Below are 16,379 nucleotides of genomic sequence, written 5' to 3' on the forward strand. Positions count from 1 at the left end.
GCGATCGGAGCACAACATATCGACCATGAAACGGTTCTCGCTCTGTCTCATGGTTTTGACCGCACTGCTCTTGGGGCAGGTGGCTCAGGCACAGATTGTGCTGCCGGGCCCCACGCAGGTCGTTCCGCCGCCTTCGCCGCCACCGCCGCCGAAGCTCGAGGTGCCGAAGATGCCGCGGATCGATGCGCAGCCGAGCTATAACTACCGGCCGCTCCCGCGTAATTCGTTCAGTGATCGCTTTTCAAAGTGCCTCGAGGACGCCGCTGGCGCGGGGCTGGGCCCCGCTCACCGCGGCACCTATGCGCTCAGATGCGCGAACTAGGGTCGATCTAGCGGCCAACGCCCCGGCCAACAGGGCCGCAACGCCGGCCAAGTTCCCTCATGCCCGCCGCTCGCTTTATCGGCTGCCGGTTTTATCCTAAAAGCCTGGCATTCAGCGGCAGAGACTGAAAAACCGAGATGCGCGAATTGTTCGATGAAGCTGCGGGGCAAACCCCGCCCGATCCGCGCGAGGCGGCACGCCCGTCGGCGCGTCCACCGCAGCGCAAGCGCTTCTACAAGGAGGCGGGCGTGAGCGAGGCCGATGGCGGGTATGCCGTCGTGCTCGACGGCAAGCCGATCCGTACGCCGTCCGGTCGGCAGGTGATCATCCCTTCGCGCGACCTTGCCGAAGCGGTGGCCGCGGAATGGGCGGCCCAGGGCGAGACGATCGATCCCATGAGCATGCCGCTGACGCGGATCGCCAACAGCGTGGTGGAGGGTGTCGTCGATCGCGTCGAGCTCGTCAGCGACGACCTCGCCAGATATTTCGAGTCCGACCTGCTGTTCTATCGTGCCGGCCATCCCGAGGGACTGGTCGCCCGCGAGGCCGCGCATTGGGATCCCGTGCTGTTCTGGGCGGCGGAGACGCTGGGTGCGCATTTCATCCTGTCCGAGGGCATCATGCATGTGAAGCAGCCGGACCAGGCGCTTCGGGCGGCTCGCGCCGCGCTGCCGCAGGATGCCTGGTCGGTCGCCGCCCTCCATGTGGTGACGACCCTGACCGGCTCGGCGCTGCTGGCGCTGGCACTCGCCCATGGCGCGCGGGACGCCAACCAGGTCTGGGCCGCCGCCCATGTCGACGAGGACTGGAACGCCGAGCAATGGGGCGTGGACCAGGAGGCAGCCAGCCGCCGGGCCATCCGCCTCAGGGATTTCGAGGCCGCCGTCGCTGTGCTGGCGGCCGCAAGCCCGGCCGGGACCACAGGTCCTTAACGAGAGGTTTACGACGCGGCGTTACGGTGGGCCGGCGCTTCCTGAGGCCGCTGAGATGCCGACGCCGGTCACTTCCATTGCTCCCGTCAGCGCCGCCAGCCCCTCGGCTGATGCGGCGACGCCCGATCTTGTGCTTCAAGCCGGCAGTGTCGTCGATGCGAGAGTCGTCAGCGTCCTCGCCGACAATCTGGTGCGGATCGCGATCGCAAATCTATCGCTCGACGTGATGTCGGAAATCGCGCTGTCGCCCGGGCAAAATCTCCAGCTGGCGGTGTCGCGGAACGACGGCACCGTCCGTCTTGCCGTCGTGGGCGAGGCGGCCGCCGACGTGGTCACGCTGACGCCGCGTGCGGCCTCGCTGGTGGAGAGCCCGCCGCTTGCGCCGTCGGCGGGCGCCGCGCGCAGCACGCTGACACCTCCGGAGCAAGTCGCCGTCACGGTGGCTTCGGCCGAGGCCGTCACCAGGCAGGGCAGCCAGGCGCCGCTGTTTGCCAATCTGGCCGCCGTCGTTACCGGCAGCGATCTGCCCGCGGGCTTGAAGCAGGCGGTGCTGGCCGTGCTGGCGCAGCAGACGCCGCTCGATACCGGGCTTGCCGGCGGCGATATCGAATCCGCATTCCAGAAGTCGGGTCTGTTCCTCGAGGCTTCGCTCGCCGCAGGCGCGACGCCGTCGTCAGGCACAATGCCAGATCTGAAGGCGGCGCTGCTGGTGCTGCGCCAGGCGCTGTCCACGATTGAGAGAGCCGTGCCACCGACGCAAGGCGCTTCGACTCCTGCCGGCGCTACGGGGACACCGCAGGCCGGCATCGCACCGGCCCCGGCCGCCGGGACGGCGCAGGCGGCATCACCATCAGCCGAAATCGCGCAACAGCCGCAAACGCCGGGCCGCGCCAATCCCGCCGCTGCCGTGCTCGCCGACGGGGCTTCGCAGGCGGCGACGTCGCGGATCATGTCTGCCGGCCTTGCCACGAGCCTGCTGCAAGAGGTCACACAGAACCTGCCGCGCCTGACCGGCAACGTGCCGGGCTCCAACAAGGCCGTACCGGATGGCCACGTCTTCGAGGCTGCCGCACACGCGACGCCCCCGCCATTCCGCGGTGCGCTGCCGACGCCGCAGCCCATCGCCGCGCCATCGTTCGCGCCGGATACGCCGCTCGCTGCGACCGTGCATCGCCTGCTCGACGACACCGATGCGGCGATCGCGCGGCAGACGCTGCTGCAAATTGCGTCGCTCCCCGATCGCATCGATGCCAGCGGGCACCGCATCGATCCGGCCCTGCCGCAGTGGAATTTCGAGATTCCGTTCGCGACCCCGCAGGGCACCGCGATGGCGCAGTTCGAGATCTCGCGCGACGGCGGCAATGAGTCCGGCGATCCCGCCCAGCGCACCTGGCGCGCGCGCTTCTCCCTCAATGTGGATCCGGCCGGACCCGTGCATGCGTTGATTACGCTGAACGGCGACAAGACGTTCGTGCGGATGTGGGCGGAGCGGCCGGCGACGGCGCAGCAGCTCCGTGCCGGCGTCGGTGAGCTCAGCCAGGCATTGACGAGAGCCGAGCTCAAGCCTGGCGACATCGTGGTCCGCGACGGCACGCCGCCGCAACCGGCACCGGCCCGCGCCGGGCACTTCCTGGATCGCGCGACATGAGCGATCCGTCCAAGCTTGCGATCGCGCTCCATTACGAGAAGGGCACCAACGCGCCTGTCGTCGTCGCCAAGGGCAAGGGCGCGATCGGCGAAAAGATCGTCGAGATCGCCAAGGCCCACGACATCCCGATCGAGGAGAACGAGATTCTGGCCGGCGCGCTGTCCAGGGTCGAGCTCGGCGACGAGATCCCGCCGGATCTCTACAAGGCCGTCGCCGAGGTGCTGGTGTTCGTGCTGCGGCTGTCGGGCCGGGGGCGGTAAGCATAACCTGTCATCGTTTCACCACGTAGCGGCTGCATGGTCGCGCGGCTTCTCACAGTTCACGGATATCGCTTTGCTGACCCGTCGTTCCACCCTCGGTCTTCTCGCCGCAGCCGCGGTGCTGCCGTCCCGCGCGCTCGCCCACGTCGCGCCGCCGCGCAATGAAATCCGCGAGAGTCTTGCAAAACGCTTCACCGATCTCGGCACTTCAGGCACCTTCGTCGGCTACAAGGTCGAGGATTATCTGATCGTCGCCAGCGACAAGGAGCGCTCGGGCGAGGGCAAGCTGCCGGCCTCGACCTTCAAGATTCCGAACGCGCTGATTGCGCTGGAGACCGGCGTGGTCGCGGACCCCGACAAGGACGTGTTTCCCTGGGATGGCGTCAAGCGCCCGATCGAAGTCTGGAACAAGGATCACACGTTGCGCAGCGCCATCGCGGTGAGCGCGGTGCCGGTCTTTCAGGAGATTGCACGGCGCATTGGCCAGGAACGCATGCAGAAATATGTCGACGAGTTCGACTACGGCAATCGCGACATCGGCGGCGGCATCGACCAGTTCTGGCTCACCGGCGCCCTGCGCATCGATCCGGTCGAGCAGGTCGATTTCGTCGACCGGCTGCGCCGCCGCGTGCTGCCGATTTCAAAGCGCAGCCAGGATCTCGTCGCCGACATCCTGCCGGTGACCAAACTGGGCGACAGCATCATCCGCGCCAAGTCGGGCCTGCTCGGGGCCGAGCGCGGCGAGCCGTCGCTCGGCTGGATGGTCGGCTGGGCCGAGAAGGGCGAGGCGCACACCGTGTTCGCGCTCAACATGGATTGTAAGGAGCCGCGTCTGGTCGGCGAGCGCATGCCGCTGACGCAAGCCTGTCTTGCCGAGATCGGCGCGATCTGACTCCAGCGCCCGTTGCCCCTGACCAGGCTTGAACGGCGCCTGTAAGAACTCCTCCACGGCGGAGGGGGCGGGGAGTCCAAGCTTCGCAGGGTCGCGCGCCGATCAGGCGGCCTTCTGCCGCCCGATCCGGCCGAGATGGGTAAAGGAGAACCCTGCGGAATATTTCAGGCCGTAGCCGAGCGCCCGGTCGATGCCGATATGGGCAAGCCAGATCAAGGCAATTGACAAAGTGAGGGGCGAGGCGAGGCCGAAGCCCAGCGTCAGCAGCGCCACCGGCGCCATGTAGCTGTGAGCGGCGTTGTAGACCATCGCGCCGAACCTGGCGTCGGACAGGTATGCCAGGAAGCTCAGATCGGGCACGAAGAAGAGCAAGGCAAAAACCAGCCAGGACCCGTCCCAGGCGGCGTAGAGCGTCACCATCCCTGCGAACAGGGTCAGGCCCTCCAGCCGCAACAGGATGTTAACGCTGCCCGTCGCCGCGCCCGTCTCGGCCATTCCTTCGCTCATGTTCGTCTCCTAGGCAAAGCTCTGTAATTCCTTGCGCTTTCACGCTGCGGCAGGGCAGCCCTGCGACGCCGAAAGCCGCTTTCCGGCCCGCAAAATGCCGTGTTAGAACCCCGCATCACTTAAGAACTGGCGGGAGCAAATGAAACACATCCTGGACGCCCTCGAAGACCGTCGCGCCGCCGCAAAACTCGGCGGCGGGGAAAAGCGCATCGAGGCGCAGCACGCCCGCGGCAAGCTGACGGCGCGCGAGCGCATCGAGCTGCTGCTCGACAAGGGGTCGTTCGAGGAGTTCGACATGTTCGTCGAGCACCGCTCCACCGAATTCGGGATGGAGAAGACCAAGGTGCCCGGCGACGGCGTCGTCACCGGCTGGGGCACCGTCAACGGCCGCAAGACGTTTGTCTTCGCCAAGGATTTCACCGTGTTCGGCGGCTCGCTGTCCGAGACCCACGCGCTGAAGATCACGAAACTCCAGGACATGGCGATGAAGGCGAGGGCGCCCATCATCGGCCTCTATGATGCCGGCGGCGCTCGCATCCAGGAAGGCGTCGCCGCGCTCGCCGGCTACTCCTACGTCTTCCGCCGCAACGTGCTGGCCTCGGGCGTGATCCCGCAGATCTCCGTCATCATGGGGCCCTGCGCCGGCGGCGACGTCTATTCGCCGGCCATGACCGACTTCATCTTCATGGTGAAGAACACCAGCTACATGTTCGTCACCGGCCCCGACGTGGTGAAGACCGTCACCAACGAGGTCGTCACCGCCGAAGAACTCGGCGGCGCCTCGGTGCACGCCACGCGCTCCTCGATCGCCGACGGCGCCTTCGAGAACGACGTCGAGACGCTCTTGCAGATGCGGCGCCTGATCGACTTCCTGCCGTCCAACAACACCGACGGCGTGCCGGAATGGCCGAGCTTCGACGATATCGGGCGGGTCGACATGTCCCTGGACACGCTGATCCCCGATAATCCGAACAAGCCCTACGACATGAAGGAGCTGATCCTGAAGGTCGTGGACGAGGGCGACTTCTTCGAGATCGCGGAAGCCTTCGCCAAGAACATCGTCACCGGCTTCGGCCGTATCGCCGGCCGCACCGTCGGCTTCGTCGCCAACCAGCCGATGGTGCTGGCCGGCGTGCTCGATTCTGACGCCTCGCGGAAAGCGGCCCGCTTCGTCCGCTTCTGTGACGCCTTCAATATCCCGATCGTGACTTTCGTCGACGTGCCGGGCTTCCTGCCGGGCACCGCGCAGGAATATGGCGGCCTGATCAAGCATGGCGCAAAGCTGTTGTTTGCGTACTCGCAGTGCACCGTGCCGCTCGTCACCATCATCACCCGCAAGGCCTATGGCGGCGCCTTCGACGTCATGGCCTCCAAGGAGATCGGCGCCGACATGAACTACGCCTGGCCGACCGCCCAAATCGCGGTGATGGGCGCCAAGGGCGCGGTCGAGATCATCTTCCGATCCGACATCGGCGACCCCGACAAGATCGCGGCGCGCACCAAGGAATACGAAGACCGCTTCCTCTCGCCCTTCATCGCCGCCGAGCGCGGCTACATCGACGACGTCATCATGCCGCACTCGACTCGCAAGCGCATCGCCCGCGCGCTGGCTATGCTGAAGGACAAGAAGACCGAGATGCCGGCGAAGAAGCACGACAATTTGCCGTTGTGAGGGGGAGTCGGCCCGCTGGAAAAATGGCGTGGTACGGTCGAGCCGATTCGACTATATTAACGGCATGACCGACGCTCTCAAGAAACTCATCGAGGCTGCAAAAACCGCGAATCCATCCCCGGAACACCGGGAGGAGCAGCGGCGTAGCTTCGTATATGGCAATACCCATTTCGAAAATGAGCTTATAACGCGAGAAATGGTGGATCGTGAGGCCGAGAAATTGGCCAAGGAAAAGAAGTGACAAGCGACGAGCGCGAACGGCGTGATAGCCGGGCGCTCGAACCTGAGTTGATTACAGATCCGCAAGCGAAGGCCGCTGCGGAAGCCCGGAACGGGTTCCGCCAGTACGACGCGGCTATTGGCGTGATCCAGACCGCCCTTGAACGGGGCTCATTCAAACTCCGTCCCTCGCTCATCCTCGGTCTGCAACGGGAAGCCTTGGCGGGCATCAGCTCTTATGCTGGCAACTATCGCCCCGGTGGCGTTGCCATCGAGGGAAGCAAGCATGAGCCTGTCGGCGCACATCTCGTCCCAGAACTCATTGAGGACATGTGCGACTACGTCAATGATCACTGGGAACTCAGCACGCCGATTCACCTAGCTGCTTATGTCATGTGGCGGCTAAATTGGATTCATCCGTTCGCGGACGGGAATGGGCGCACTTCCCGAATTGTCTCGTACGTTGTGCTCTCAATTCGGGCCGGCACTCTTTTGCCGGGCACCCCGACGATTCCAGATCAAATAGTCGATAACCGGCGGCCCTATTTCGATGCCTTGGATGCGGCCGATTTAGCTTTTCGCGATGGTGGCCGGATCGATGTCTCGAAAATGGAAGATTTGCTAGCTTCATTGTTGGCGAACCAACTCGCGGAATTCTATAGATCGGTTGGCGGGAAACTACCCGGCTAAGAACAACCCTTGGCGCTAGCTTCATTCGTAGGCAAGCTCCCAGATCCGAAGCCCTATGACCGAAGACGAACCGACCGACGAAATCTCCGATATCGAAGATCGGATCGAGGCGCTTGCCGAGATCGCCGAGCGGTGCCGGAAGTACATCCTGGCCTCCAAGATCGCCATCGGCAGTGGCGCGGCGCTACTGCTGATCACGATCTTCGGCCTATTTGGCACGGGTCAGACAGCGGCGCTCGGTTCGATCGCCCTGGTTCTCGGCGGGATCGTTTCGCTCGGCTCGAACGTCAGCACGCTGCGGCAGACGGATGAGGCCATTCGTGCTGCGGAGGCGCGGCGTGCGGCGTTGATCGGACGCATCGACCTTCGCCTGGTCGTCGATGCTCCGTTGAAGCTGGTGTGACGCGTAGGGTGGATTAGCGACAGCGTAATCCACCAAGGTATGTGTCACCGGATGGAGGAGTGGCGGATTACGCTGTCGCTAATCCGCCCTACCTATCTCACGCATCCGGCGACAGCACGCCTCACGCTGCGGTCTTGAGCGTTAGTTCCGACAATTCCGTGCGGCATTCGGCTGCGAAGGCTTGAAGCCGATCGGCGGTCTGGCGGTCGAGGATGGCTTTTGCCAGCCGCTCGGCGCGGGCGATCTGTCGTTTGAGATATTCGAGGCGGACCATGTGTCACCTGTCGAATTGCTTCATTCCGATGGCGACGAGTTGTATGCTGGGCACTGGATCGATTGTGTGAGCCGCATCACGCCCCACGTGCCTTATCCGCCGCAGCGAAATGCGCCATCTGGTCGGCGTGGGCCTTGGCGAACGCCGGGCGGCCGATGGCGCGCGCGACGTAGGCGCGGCAGGCCGGATGGTCCGCCAGGCCGCCGAAGCCATCGACGACGCGCAGCACGTCCGACATCAGGATGTCGGCGACCGAGAACGAGCCCGCCAGCCATTCGCGGCCGGCCAGCACCGGCTCGAGATGCTTGAGCCGAAGCTTGAGGAAGTCGTCCACGAATTTCCACGCCGCCGTGTCAGTCGGATGTCCCATGAACTTCGACATTCCCCAGGGCAGGCTCGCCATCTCCACTGAATTGAGCGCCGCGAACACCCATTCCGTCGTCTCGGCGCGGCCGCGCGGATCGGATGGCATCAGCTTCTCGCTGAGCCCACCGAGATGCAGCAGGATCGCGCCGGTCTCGAAGATCGAGATGTCGCCGTCGGTCAGCCACGGCACCTGGCCGAACGGCTGGTGCGCGAAATGCGCAGGCCCGCGATCGTCAAACGGGGCGCTGGCGACGCGATAGGGCAGCGCCGCCTCTTCGAGGGCCCAGCGCACACGAAGGTCGCGCACAAAGCCTCGCGGTGCTTCGGGAACCCAATTGAAGGTGGTCAGGGTGAGGTCGGTCATTTGCTGTCTCCGTGTTCGAAGCAAAGGACGAGCGAAGGGCGCCCGTTCCGACATCGGGGCCGGCATTTTTTGTCGTCGTCGGCTTAACCGGCTAAGCTTGCCCCAAACAACAGGAGGAAACCCGATGCGAGCAGCCTTCTTCGTCGTCCGCGCCACCGTCCCCGACGCCAGCAAGCGCGCCGCCTTCGACAGATGGTACGAGACGGAACATCTGCCCGATGCGGTGAAGGCGTTCGGCGTAAGCAAGGCCTGGCGGTTCTGGAACCTCGACGATCCCTCGGTGCACCAGGCGATGTATCAGTTCGATGACGAGGCAAGGCTGAATGCGATGCTGAAAGGTGACACGCTACAAAAGCTCGTTGCCGACTTCAATCGCGACTGGCGCGACGTGAAGCGCACGCGCGAAACGCTGGTGCTGGCACAGGAGTTTGCGAAATAGTCGGGAGACATCCGCGGCTCAACAAATCTGAACGCGCGATTCAGCTTCGGTTCATGTCGTGAACGCGACACTTCCTCTGCATCACAGTCACGATGACCAAAGGAAGAAATGATGGAGCGCCGGAACTTTCTGAAACTTGCATTGGGGGTGACAGCGGGCGCAGCCGCCTTCGCCGCAACGGCCGCGCAGGCCGCGCCGCTGTCACCGCAGCCGGTCGGTGATCCCGCCCGTGTGCCTCAGGGCAATTCCGACGCTCATCCCGCGGTCACCACCAGCGAGGAAGCCGCCAAGCTGACGCCGGAGCAGGTTCACTACGGCCATCACCGTCACTGGGGCTGGCACCGCCGTCATTGGCGCCGGCATCGCCGCCGCTGGCACCGCCGCCATCACTGGTAAGCTCGCGACGTTCGCGGGTTGGACGGGGATCGCCACAAGCGGTCCCCGTTTCGATTCTGGGAGCGCCCCAAGTCCATGGCGACGAAGCGTTGGCAGCAACTTAAAAAAATGGCCGCGCTGGCTTTCGCCGCGCGGCCACTTTGAACGCAAATGGACGAGCTCAGAACGGGCGGCAGCGGCCGGCGTACCAGCGGAAGCCGTAGGGGCACACACGCGCGCGAGGCACAACGACGACCGGCGCCGGGGCGACCACCACCGGAGCGGGGCGAACGACGACCGGGCCGCGCATCGGACGGCAGCCGCCATAGGGGCCGCGATACCAACCCGGGCCGCAACCGCCGGCGGCGCTGGCCGCCTCGCTGAAACCGACGACCGCGCTGGCGAGCATGACGGCGGCAAACAGGTATTTCATTGGGTCTTCCTTCTCGTCCTTGGAGGCAGGCTAGGGGAATGGCGCTTTTGGCGCACAATGATTCAAGAGACACGATTCGACACGTTAAATCTGGGGCGTGCCGACACGTTGCGATCCAAACCTGCCAATCATGACCTGAATGCGGCATGAACGGTCCGCGCATCCTGCCTCAGACGACACGCAAGCGTCGCTAGCGGCCGAGAAAACCAAGCACCAGCTCCTTGTACTTCTCGGGCGCCTCCAGGAAGACGAGATGCCCGGTGTTCGGGATCACCTCGGCCCGCGCATTCGGCATCTTCGCCGCCAGCGCCTTCGCCAGTTCGGCGTTCTGCCCCATCTTGGCCCGCAGCGCCTCGGGCGCTAGTGGCCGGCCCGGCGCGTTGTGGTCGTCGGCCCCCATGATGAACAGCGTGGGCAGCGCGATGAGTGGAATCTCGTGCGCCACCGGCTCTCGGTAGATCATCTGGCCGGAACTGACGAAGGCGCGCAGCCAGCGCGGATAGTCGGGGCTGCCCTTGATGTTGAATCGGGCATCGATGAATGGCGTGATCGCCTCGGCTGGCAGCTTGATCGCGTAATTGGTCTGGAGCTGCTTGCGATAGCCCTCCGCCGTGAGCTTGTCCTCGGTCTCGATCATCTTCGCGGTCGGCGTCGGCGGCACGTAGAGGCGGTAATCCTCCAGCCCGATCGGCGCGGTCAGCACCAGATGGGCGACGCGGTCGGGATAGGCGCGGGCGATGCGCACGCCGAGCATGCCGCCGAGCGAGTGGGCGACGATGTCGGCCTTGTCGATCTTGAGGTGATCGAGCAGCGCAATGGTGTTGCGCGCCAGATTGTCGAAATGCAGTTCGCCCTGCGGCTTGGAGGATTTGCCGAATCCGATCTGGTCCGGCACCACGACGCGGAAGCCGGCCTCGCCGAGCATCTTGATCACGGGGGCCCAATAGCTCGACGGGAAATTGCGCCCGTGCAGCAGCACCACGGTGCGGCCGTTCGGCTGCGCGGCGGCGACATCCATGTAGGCCATGCTGAGCTGCTCGCCGTCGTTGATAACAGGCAGGAGGTGCACCGGGTAGGGATAGGCAAAGCCTTCGAGCGCGATGCCATAGGGCTCACGGGGCGGCGTGTCCGCGGCGCGCGTGGGCATGAAGGGGAAAGCGAGGAGGGCGGCCGCGAGTGCGGCGGAGAGGATGCGGATCATGGAGGTCTCGTGGTTGGCCATGTCGTTCCGGGGCGATGCGAAGCATCGAACCCGGAACCTCGAGATTCCGGGCTCGGCTCTACGAGCCGCCCCGGAATGACGTGGCCATAAACGCGTGAATGGCCGGGTCAAGCCCGGTCGCGACAAGAGCGCGCATTCACACGCAAACGTGCGAACCCACGCGCCCTGCGTGATCAGTCCTGCACGCCACCGAACAGCACGGCGAACTGTTTCTCGCCGGTGCGGGTGAAATTCACCACGCGGCTGCCGGGCGTGGCATCGCGCGAGGCCCATTTCAGCTCGGCGAAACGCTGCATCAAGGCCGCGCCCAGCGTGCCGGCGAGATGGTGGCGCCGCTCGCTCCAGTCGAGGCAGGCCTTGCACACCGGGCGGCGCGGATGGGCCAGCATGTCTGGCGAGATCTGCAGATGCTTGGCGAGGAAGCGCTCGCCCTCGGCCGTCAGCTCGATATCCTGCTTCTTCTGCCTGACCAGGTTTCGCTCGCGCATGGTGTCGAGCATCTGCACGCCGAGATCGCCGGCGAGATGGTCGTAACAGATCCGCGCCCGCCGCAGCGCCGGATCCTTCGGTCCGGTGCGCACGCGCATGTGGCCGGTCCGCGCGGCGAGGCCCGCGAGGCCTTCGAGCACCCCGGCGACGTCGTCATCGGTGAGGCGGTAATAGCGGTGGCGACCCTGCTTCTCCGGCTCGACGAGGCCGCCGGCCTCGAGCTTCGAAAGATGCGAGCTTGCGGTCTGCGGCGTGATGCCGGCCTCCTGCGCCAGCTCGCTCGCGGTGAGCGCACGGCCGTTCATCAGCGCCGTGAGCATGTTGGCGCGCGCGGGGTCGCCGACGAGGGAGGCGACCATGGCGATATCAGGACCTGATTTCATGCTTCGATGGTAGCCGAAGCATTGTGGCCGGGCAAGGGCGTAGCTTCTCACTACGCCGTCGTTGCGAGGAGCGCAGCGACGAAGCAATCCAGATTGTTCCCGCGGAGGGATTCCTGGATTGCTTCGGTGCGCTCGCAATGACGGCGGAAACACAGGAGCCTGTCATGTCCGTCACCGTCTTCATCCGCTATCAGCTCGATCCGTTCAAGCGCCCGCAGTTCGAGGAATATTCGAAGCGCTGGCTCACCATCATCCCGAGATGTGGCGGCGAGCTGATCGGCTATTTCATGCCGCATGAGGGCACCAACAACATCGCGTTCGCCCTGATCTCGTTCGAGAGCCTGGCGGCGTACGAGTCCTATCGCAAGCGGCTGCGCGCCGATCTCGACGGCACCGCAAATTTCAACTTTGCGGAGGCGGAGAAATTCATCCTCGCCGAGGAGCGCACCTTCCTGCGCAAGGTGGTATTGTAGGCCATCAACGCAAGGAGATGCCCATGATCGCCGTGATCTTCGAGGTCTGGCCCAAGCCGGAACACCGCCAGGACTATTTCGACCTCGCGGCCGACCTGAAGCCGTTGCTGCAAACCATCGACGGCTTCATCTCGGTCGAGCGCTTCGAAAGCCTGACCGAGAAGGGCAAGATCCTGTCGGTGTCGTTCTGGCGGGATGAGGCAGCAGTCGCGGCCTGGCGCAACACGATGGAGCATCGCCGCACCCAGGCAAAAGGCCGCGCAAAGATTTTCGCGGACTATCATCTGCGCATCGCCAGCGTGATCCGGGATTACAGCATGACCGACCGCGAGCAGGCTCCGAAGGACAGCCGCGCGGTGCACGACGCGCACTAGCGCACTTGAAGATGCGCGCCTATCTCTGCGCAGCAACGAGGGAGAGAAACATGCACGTGACGACCGCGGACAAGCGCGCGACATTCAGGAAAATGCACGAGAGCGGCTGCTTCATTCTGCCGAATCCGGTCGATGTCGGCAGCGCGAAGGCCTTGCAGCATCTCGGTTTCAAGGCGATCGCGTCCTCGAGCGCGGGCTTTGCCTGGACCATCGGCAAGGCCGACAATCACGTCACCGTCGAGGACGTCTGTCAGCATCTGGCAGCATTGAGCTCGGCCGTCGACATCCCCGTGAACGCCGACTTCGAGGGCGGCTTTGCCGTCGAGCCGGACAGGGTCGCCGACAATGTCGAGCGCTGTGTGCGTACCGGCGTCGCGGGCCTCTCGATCGAGGATTCCACCGGCGACAAGGACAAGCCGCTCTACGAAAGCGCGCTTGCGGTCGAGCGCATCAAGGCCTCGCGCAAGGCGATCGGCGACAGCGGCACGCTGCTGGTCGGCCGCTGCGAGGCGTACTTGTGGGGCGTCACCGACCTCAAGCTCGTCATCGATCGGTTGACCGCTTATGCTGATGCCGGCGCCGACTGTCTCTACGCGCCGGGCCTGAAGAGCCGCGAGGACATCGCCGCGGTGGTGAAGGCGGTGCATCCAAAGCCGTTCAATCTCCTGATCGGCGCGTCCGGCCTGTCGCTGCAGGAAGCCCGGGATCTCGGCGTGCGCCGCATCAGTGTGGGGGGCTCGCTAGCCCGCGCCGCCTGGGGCGGCTTCATGCGCGCAGCAAAGGAGATGGCGGAGAAGGGAACGTTCACAGAGCTTGCCGGCGGCTATTCCGGCGGCGAGCTCAACAAGATGTTCAGCTAGGCAAACGAAAAGCGGCGGGATGTTGCATCCCGCCGCTCTCACGTCTCATTGTGAACCGTTACTTCGCGCCGCTGGCCGGCGTCTGTGCATCCGGCGCCGGCTTTGCAGCAGGCGTATCGGGAGCCGGGGCAGCAGGCCTGCTCGGCGCGGCACCCGTGGTCACGCCCGGCTCGGTGTTGTTGCGCGGGGTCACGTCGCGCATGCCGGGAGGCGCCGCCGGATTGGTCGGCTGCGTTTGCGCAGTCTGCGAGGCCGGCGTGTTGCTGGCCTGGTTGGTCGTGGTGGTATTGTTCAAGCCGTAGAACACCGCGCCCAGCACCAGGGCGACCGCTACCGCAAACAGCGCGATCTTGCCGCTGGAGGCAGGGCCTTCCCCGAGCTCGGGATCGGCCTGAAGGTCGGCATCCCGGCGCGCCGCGCGAGCAAACTCATCGTCGGCGAGGTTCGGGCGGTACGGATCGTTGGGAAAACGGTCGTCAGCCATCGATTGGATCTCCTCGGGTTATGACGCCGGGACAACCCTCAGGTGCGAGATTCCGTTCCCCGCCACCCAATGCTTTCGTCGCATGTTGCTCTCACGCCGGGAATCGGGAACCTGTTCGGTGGGGAACTGAACGCGAGTTCCATGGCCGCGACGAGGGGACGAAGCCGATGTGGAGTCTGCCGCCGACCGATAGCGTGCTGCACTTTCTGGCGCTCGTCGCCATCACGGCGGAGGGCATGACGGCAGCACTGGCCGCGGGGCGGCGCAGCATGGATTATGTCGGCGTTTGTCTTCTCGCCTGCATCACCGCGCTTGGCGGCGGCACGCTGCGCGATCTGTTTCTCGGTCACTATCCGCTGGTATGGGTGGCTCACCCGATCTACCTTGCACTGCCGGGCGGGGCGGCGCTGCTGACGATCCTGATCGCGCGCCTCGTGCATCGGCTGCACCTCGCCTTCATCGTGCTCGATGCGATCGGCCTCGTCGTCTTCACGATGATCGGCTGCAACGTCGGCTGGCAGATGGATGCCTCGCTGCCGATCGTGATCGTCTCGGGCATGGTGACGGGCTGCGCCGGCGGCGTGTTGCGCGATGTGCTCTGCAACGACGTGCCGCTGCTGTTCCGATCCGAGCTCTATGCCAGCGTCTCGGTCGTCACGGGCTTGTTCTACGCCACAGCGTTCGGCTTCAATCTCCATGCCGAGCTCTGGACGATCTTGACCTTCGTGCTCGGCCTCAGCTTCCGCCTGCTCGCGGTGCACTACAGATGGGAGATGCCGAAATTCGTGTTCACCGGGGATGAGGAGAGGTGAGCGCTGTCGCGCGCGAATGGCGAATAGCGAATGGTTCTGGGCCATTCGCTACTCACTATTCCCCATTCGCCTCTCGCTTCCTCGCCCTCGCCACCTGGGCCGGCGTCACCAGCAGGCCCGCATTGCCCCAGGAATTGCGGATGTAATTCGTCACCGCCGCGATCTCGTCGTCGGACAGTTGTTTGGCATAACCCGGCATCTCCCCGGTGTTGGGCGCGCGCGGCGTGGTCACGGTGTGGGCGCCGTCGAGGATGATGCGCAAGGTGGAGGATGGGTTGTTGGATTGCAGCAGCGCATTGCCTGGCAACGGCGGATAGATGCGCGGGGCTCCGGAGCCGTCGGCCTCATGGCAGGCGATGCAGAGTTTTGCGTAGACGGCCTGGCCGGCCTTCATCTCGGCATTGTCGGGCGGCGTCACGATCGTCTCGCGTCGCGTCGACGGCAGGCTCTTCAGGTAAATGGCGATTGCGCGCACATCGGCATCGCTCATTTTAGCGGTCGAGTTGACGACGACCTCCGCCATCGGCCCGCCGGCATGGCTTTTGGCGTTGCGCCCGCTTTGCAGATACTCGGTAATGTCCTCCTCGCTCCACGATTTCAGCCCGGTGCGGACGGCGCCATCAAGGCGGGGGGCAAACCAGCCTCCGACCTCGTTGCCGGATAGCGCCTGCGCGTTCCTGTCGGCGCCGAAGTAGTTTTTCGGCGTGTGGCAGGCGCCGCAATGACCGAGCCCGGTGACGAGATAGCCGCCTCGGTTCCAGGCCGCGCTCTTGCTCTGGTCCGGCTCGAACAGGCCGGGCTTGAAATACATGGCGTTCCACAGCCGCATCAGGCCGCGATAGCCGAACGGCCAGCGCAGTTCCGGCGGCTTGTTGCGGCTCGCCACGGGCGCCAGCGTTCCGAGATAGGCGCGGATCGCCAGCACGTCGTCCTTCGTCATCTTGGTGAAGTAAGGATAGGGGAAGGCCGGGTAATAGTTCGAGCCGTCGGGCGCGATGCCGGTGCGCACCGCGCGCACGAAATCGGCATCCCTCCAGGCGCCGATTCCGGTGTCGCGGTCAGGCGTCAGGTTCGGCGCAAAGATCGCGCCGAACGGCGTGTCGATGCGCTTGCCGCCCGCGAACGGCTTGGCTGGATCGGCGGTGTGGCAGCCCGCGCAGTCGCCGGCCTCGACCAGCGCCTTGCCATAGGCGATCAGTTCCGGCGATGGCTCGGCGGCAAGGGCCGCGCCAGCAACTGCACTGCACAACGCGATCACGGCCAGAATCGTGCGCATGCTCGGCCTCTCCTGCGACCAATCGCCGTCATCGGCGCCATGGGGGCGGCCATTCATTTCGCGACGGCGGGGGTATGGTGACACAAATTGAAAATGCCCGGCGTGTTTGCGGCCACGAAATTGCGATTTTCACCCGGCGCGCCCTTTCATCCAGATTTGTGGTGCGGATCATGAAATATCCGACATAGAGTGGCGGTGATGGTCGGCGCG

General features: G+C 64.9%; 23 protein-coding genes. 15 read left to right on the forward strand and 8 right to left on the reverse strand.

Going from position 1 to position 16,379, the window contains the following annotated elements; genetic code table 11:
- Positions 1 to 25 precede the first annotated feature (25 nt).
- From IVB23_RS37145 to IVB23_RS37165, 5 genes are all read left to right on the forward strand, one after another.
- On the forward strand, positions 26 to 322 hold the full coding sequence (locus IVB23_RS37145; RefSeq protein WP_197968300.1) for a hypothetical protein: 297 nt from the start codon (positions 26 to 28) through the stop codon (positions 320 to 322).
- A gap of 137 nt (positions 323 to 459) precedes the next feature.
- Positions 460 to 1,254, forward strand: a complete 795-nt coding sequence (locus IVB23_RS37150) for an ATP12 family protein (RefSeq protein ID WP_247801938.1) — start codon at positions 460 to 462, stop codon at positions 1,252 to 1,254.
- A gap of 55 nt (positions 1,255 to 1,309) precedes the next feature.
- Positions 1,310 to 2,902 (forward strand): flagellar hook-length control protein FliK, encoded by a 1,593-nt coding sequence (locus tag IVB23_RS37155; protein ID WP_247801939.1) that lies wholly within the window; start codon positions 1,310 to 1,312, stop codon positions 2,900 to 2,902.
- Entirely contained in the window at positions 2,899 to 3,162 is a 264-nt protein-coding gene (locus tag IVB23_RS37160; RefSeq protein WP_061876866.1) for an EscU/YscU/HrcU family type III secretion system export apparatus switch protein, read from the forward strand. Before IVB23_RS37155 ends, IVB23_RS37160 begins: the two co-directional genes overlap by 4 nt.
- A gap of 73 nt (positions 3,163 to 3,235) precedes the next feature.
- On the forward strand, positions 3,236 to 4,054 hold the full coding sequence (locus IVB23_RS37165; RefSeq protein WP_247801940.1) for a penicillin-binding transpeptidase domain-containing protein: 819 nt from the start codon (positions 3,236 to 3,238) through the stop codon (positions 4,052 to 4,054).
- 102 nt (positions 4,055 to 4,156) lie between these two features.
- On the opposite strand, the gene IVB23_RS37170 is transcribed toward IVB23_RS37165, so the two are convergent.
- Positions 4,157 to 4,561 (reverse strand): DUF4260 domain-containing protein, encoded by a 405-nt coding sequence (locus tag IVB23_RS37170; RefSeq protein ID WP_197969418.1) that lies wholly within the window; start codon positions 4,559 to 4,561, stop codon positions 4,157 to 4,159.
- A gap of 139 nt (positions 4,562 to 4,700) precedes the next feature.
- Here IVB23_RS37170 and IVB23_RS37175 point away from each other — a divergent pair, with 139 nt between their 5' ends.
- The 4 genes from IVB23_RS37175 (at position 4,701) to IVB23_RS37190 (ending at position 7,545) form a co-directional block, all read left to right on the forward strand.
- Positions 4,701 to 6,233, forward strand: a complete 1,533-nt coding sequence (locus IVB23_RS37175; RefSeq protein ID WP_028182322.1) for an acyl-CoA carboxylase subunit beta — start codon at positions 4,701 to 4,703, stop codon at positions 6,231 to 6,233.
- A gap of 64 nt (positions 6,234 to 6,297) precedes the next feature.
- Entirely contained in the window at positions 6,298 to 6,474 is a 177-nt protein-coding gene (locus IVB23_RS37180) for a hypothetical protein (RefSeq protein ID WP_197488613.1), read from the forward strand.
- A complete protein-coding gene (locus IVB23_RS37185) occupies positions 6,471 to 7,142 on the forward strand; it encodes a Fic family protein (RefSeq protein ID WP_061876863.1) in 672 nt (223 codons plus the stop codon). The genes IVB23_RS37180 and IVB23_RS37185 overlap by 4 nt, the downstream gene beginning before the upstream one ends.
- Before the next feature lie 55 nt (positions 7,143 to 7,197).
- Positions 7,198 to 7,545 carry a hypothetical protein gene (locus IVB23_RS37190; protein WP_247801941.1) on the forward strand — a complete coding sequence of 116 codons (348 nt, stop codon included), beginning with the start codon at positions 7,198 to 7,200 and terminating at the stop codon, positions 7,543 to 7,545.
- Positions 7,546 to 7,666: 121 nt separating this feature from the next.
- On the opposite strand, the gene IVB23_RS37195 is transcribed toward IVB23_RS37190, so the two are convergent.
- Both IVB23_RS37195 and IVB23_RS37200 read right to left on the reverse strand, forming a co-directional pair.
- Entirely contained in the window at positions 7,667 to 7,819 is a 153-nt protein-coding gene (locus IVB23_RS37195; protein ID WP_197488612.1) for a hypothetical protein, read from the reverse strand.
- A gap of 76 nt (positions 7,820 to 7,895) precedes the next feature.
- Positions 7,896 to 8,549 carry a glutathione S-transferase family protein gene (locus IVB23_RS37200; protein WP_247801942.1) on the reverse strand — a complete coding sequence of 218 codons (654 nt, stop codon included), beginning with the start codon at positions 8,547 to 8,549 and terminating at the stop codon, positions 7,896 to 7,898.
- 124 nt (positions 8,550 to 8,673) lie between these two features.
- Here IVB23_RS37200 and IVB23_RS37205 point away from each other — a divergent pair, with 124 nt between their 5' ends.
- Both IVB23_RS37205 and IVB23_RS37210 read left to right on the forward strand, forming a co-directional pair.
- Positions 8,674 to 8,988 carry a hypothetical protein gene (locus tag IVB23_RS37205; RefSeq protein ID WP_247801943.1) on the forward strand — a complete coding sequence of 105 codons (315 nt, stop codon included), beginning with the start codon at positions 8,674 to 8,676 and terminating at the stop codon, positions 8,986 to 8,988.
- A 111-nt stretch (positions 8,989 to 9,099) separates the two neighbouring features.
- Positions 9,100 to 9,384, forward strand: a complete 285-nt coding sequence (locus IVB23_RS37210) for a twin-arginine translocation signal domain-containing protein (protein ID WP_247801944.1) — start codon at positions 9,100 to 9,102, stop codon at positions 9,382 to 9,384.
- 160 nt (positions 9,385 to 9,544) lie between these two features.
- Here IVB23_RS37210 and IVB23_RS37215 read toward each other — a convergent pair whose 3' ends face one another.
- The 3 genes from IVB23_RS37215 to IVB23_RS37225 form a co-directional block, all read right to left on the reverse strand.
- Positions 9,545 to 9,796, reverse strand: a complete 252-nt coding sequence (locus IVB23_RS37215; RefSeq protein ID WP_028182358.1) for a hypothetical protein — start codon at positions 9,794 to 9,796, stop codon at positions 9,545 to 9,547.
- A gap of 190 nt (positions 9,797 to 9,986) precedes the next feature.
- Positions 9,987 to 10,997 (reverse strand): alpha/beta hydrolase, encoded by a 1,011-nt coding sequence (locus tag IVB23_RS37220; protein WP_247801945.1) that lies wholly within the window; start codon positions 10,995 to 10,997, stop codon positions 9,987 to 9,989.
- A gap of 194 nt (positions 10,998 to 11,191) precedes the next feature.
- The gene (locus IVB23_RS37225) at positions 11,192 to 11,890 is read right to left on the reverse strand and encodes an ArsR family transcriptional regulator (RefSeq protein ID WP_247801946.1); all 699 of its coding nucleotides are present in this window, start codon (positions 11,888 to 11,890) and stop codon (positions 11,192 to 11,194) included.
- A gap of 164 nt (positions 11,891 to 12,054) precedes the next feature.
- On the opposite strand from IVB23_RS37225, the gene IVB23_RS37230 reads away from it, so the two are divergent.
- Genes IVB23_RS37230 through IVB23_RS37240 form a run of 3 tightly spaced genes read left to right on the forward strand, consistent with a single transcriptional unit; the run spans position 12,055 to position 13,597 of the window.
- Positions 12,055 to 12,363, forward strand: a complete 309-nt coding sequence (locus IVB23_RS37230; protein WP_194393389.1) for an NIPSNAP family protein — start codon at positions 12,055 to 12,057, stop codon at positions 12,361 to 12,363.
- 23 nt (positions 12,364 to 12,386) lie between these two features.
- Positions 12,387 to 12,737 carry an antibiotic biosynthesis monooxygenase gene (locus tag IVB23_RS37235; protein WP_027574093.1) on the forward strand — a complete coding sequence of 117 codons (351 nt, stop codon included), beginning with the start codon at positions 12,387 to 12,389 and terminating at the stop codon, positions 12,735 to 12,737.
- A gap of 50 nt (positions 12,738 to 12,787) precedes the next feature.
- A complete protein-coding gene (locus IVB23_RS37240; protein ID WP_197969424.1) occupies positions 12,788 to 13,597 on the forward strand; it encodes an isocitrate lyase/phosphoenolpyruvate mutase family protein in 810 nt (269 codons plus the stop codon).
- Between the two features lie 58 nt (positions 13,598 to 13,655).
- Here IVB23_RS37240 and IVB23_RS37245 read toward each other — a convergent pair whose 3' ends face one another.
- Complete coding sequence (locus IVB23_RS37245) at positions 13,656 to 14,081, reverse strand: hypothetical protein (RefSeq protein ID WP_061881412.1); 426 nt, start codon at positions 14,079 to 14,081, stop codon at positions 13,656 to 13,658.
- A gap of 167 nt (positions 14,082 to 14,248) precedes the next feature.
- Between IVB23_RS37245 and IVB23_RS37250 the strand changes: the two genes are divergently transcribed.
- Entirely contained in the window at positions 14,249 to 14,893 is a 645-nt protein-coding gene (locus tag IVB23_RS37250; RefSeq protein ID WP_197969425.1) for a trimeric intracellular cation channel family protein, read from the forward strand.
- A 55-nt stretch (positions 14,894 to 14,948) separates the two neighbouring features.
- Here IVB23_RS37250 and IVB23_RS37255 read toward each other — a convergent pair whose 3' ends face one another.
- Positions 14,949 to 16,169, reverse strand: coding sequence for a c-type cytochrome (locus tag IVB23_RS37255; RefSeq protein ID WP_247801947.1), 1,221 nt, complete (start codon positions 16,167 to 16,169; stop codon positions 14,949 to 14,951).
- Positions 16,170 to 16,379 lie beyond the last annotated feature (210 nt).

Origin of the sequence: Bradyrhizobium sp. 191, from assembly GCF_023100985.1 — a bacterium.
Classification (GTDB): Bacteria; Pseudomonadota; Alphaproteobacteria; order Rhizobiales; family Xanthobacteraceae; genus Bradyrhizobium; species Bradyrhizobium diversitatis.